3 protein-coding genes are annotated in these 1880 nt (G+C 42.0%); all 3 read left to right on the top strand.

All coding sequences use genetic code 11. The annotated features are described in order from the left end of the window. On the top strand, positions 1 to 297 hold a 297-nt coding region (rplO, locus tag B2Y23_RS14940; protein WP_291371645.1), incomplete at its 5' end, for a 50S ribosomal protein L15. Between the two features lie 45 nt (positions 298 to 342). Beyond that, positions 343 to 1662: a preprotein translocase subunit SecY gene (gene secY / locus B2Y23_RS14935; protein WP_291355261.1), complete on the top strand. Its 1320-nt coding sequence runs from the start codon at positions 343 to 345 to the stop codon at positions 1660 to 1662. A 19-nt stretch (positions 1663 to 1681) separates the two neighbouring features. Next, positions 1682 to 1798, top strand: a complete 117-nt coding sequence (gene rpmJ / locus B2Y23_RS14930) for a 50S ribosomal protein L36 (RefSeq protein WP_000867907.1) — start codon at positions 1682 to 1684, stop codon at positions 1796 to 1798. Positions 1799 to 1880: the final 82 nt, after the last annotated feature.

Here is a 1880-nt window from a genome sequence, read left to right as displayed (position 1 = left end):
CGTCCAGGTTTCGAAGGTGGTCAAACTGCGTTATATCGTCGTTTACCTAAATTCGGCTTCACTAGCCAACTTGCTTTAAAAACTGCTGAAGTACGTTTATCAGAGCTTGCTAAAGTTGAAGGTGATATCATTTCACTTGAAACTTTAAAAGCTGCCAATGTTGTACGTAAAGATATGACTCGTGCTCGTATCGTACTTTCTGGTGATATTACTCGTGCATTCACTATCCAAGGTGTTGCTGTGACTAAAGGCGCTAAAGCTGCTGTAGAAGCTGCTGGCGGTAAAGTCGAGGAGTAATCGCTAGTGTCTATGTCTCCTAGTTCTTCAGGTCATGTCAACATGATGAAAGGCCAACCGTTTCATGTGAAATATCGTGAAATTATTCGTCGATTAATGTTTTTGGTTGGCGCATTATTGGTCTTTCGACTAGGGGCACATATTCCACTGCCGGGTATTGATAATGTCGCTTTAGAACGTTTTTTCAAAGCTAATGAAGGTACTTTCTTAGGTTTGTTTAATATGTTCTCTGGCGGAGCATTAGAGCGAATGTCAATTCTTGCGTTGGGGATCATGCCATACATCTCTGCATCGATTATCGTGCAGTTGATGTCAACAGTGGTTCCTTCGCTGGAAGCTTTAAAGAAAGAAGGCGAGCAGGGTAAGCGTAAGATTAATCAATATACGCGTTACGGCACGTTATTACTTGCATTGGTTCAAGGTGTAGGTATGTGTGCTGGTCTCATTAGCCAAGGAATTACCTTGACTTCAGGACTAGCTTTTTACATTCCTGCCGTAACCTCGTTGGTTGCAGGCACCATGTTCTTAATGTGGTTAGGAGAGCAGATTACCGAACGCGGTGTTGGTAATGGTATCTCTATGATCATTTTTGCAGGTATCGTTGCTGGTTTGCCAAATATTGTAATTCAAGCATTCACTTCGGTGGATAACGGTCAATCAAGCTTAATTGGTTTGGCGGTATTTGGATTACTTTCAATCGCGGTTCTTGCTGCGATTGTATTTATTGAAAAGGCTCAACGTCGTATACCGGTTAACTATGCTCAAAAGCAACAAGGGCGTCGCGTATTCACTGCACAGCAGACACATTTGCCATTGAAATTGAATATGGCAGGGGTTATTCCAGCAATTTTCGCTAGTTCGTTATTGCTATTCCCTGCAAGTTTAGGTCAATGGTTGGGTAGTTCTGATCCAAATGCAGGAATCGTAAAGCGTAGCCTACAAGATTTGGCATTGGTATTATCGCCTGGACAACCTTTGTACTTGGTGCTCTTCGGTGCGTTAATTATCTTTTTCTGTTATTTCTATACTGCACTTGTGTTCAGTCCTAAAGAAGTATCAGAGAACTTGAAACGCAGCGGAGCTTATGTACCTGGTATTCGCCCAGGTGAGCAAACTGCTCGTTACTTAGATCATATTCTTAATCGTTTGACGTTTATTGGTGCAATTTATATTACGGTCATCTGTTTGATGCCAATGATTCTGCAAAGTTCTTTTGGTATTCCATTCCATTTGGGTGGGACATCTTTGCTGATCGTAGTGGTTGTTGTGATGGACTTTATGGCTCAGCTACAAGCTCATCTCACTTCGCACCAGTATGACAATCAAACGTTAATGAGAAAAACGACTGCTCATCCTAAGGGATAAGCGCACTTGAGGTTTCATCATGAAAGTACAAGCTTCTGTTAAAAAAATTTGTGGTAGCTGTAAAGTTATCCGTCGTAATGGGGTTATCCGCGTGATTTGTAGCGCTGAACCTCGTCATAAGCAGCGTCAAGGTTAATCTGATCAAGACCTGTTGATTTCAGTAGGCTAATTAGGTTATTATCCGCCCCTCAAGATATTTGTGGGGCGGTTGATTATCT

Source organism: Acinetobacter sp. UBA5934, assembly GCF_002430855.1.
Lineage (GTDB): Bacteria > Pseudomonadota > Gammaproteobacteria > Pseudomonadales > Moraxellaceae > Acinetobacter.
Note: the sequence above shows the minus strand (reverse complement) of the source record. Positions and strands in the feature narration are given on the sequence as shown.

Coding starts and splice junctions, on each gene's coding strand:
- secY (WP_291355261.1), top strand. CDS start 343: ATGAAAGGCCAACCGTTTCATGTGAAATATCGTGAAATTATTCGTCGA.
- rpmJ (WP_000867907.1), top strand. CDS start 1,682: ATGAAAGTACAAGCTTCTGTTAAAAAAATTTGTGGTAGCTGTAAAGTT.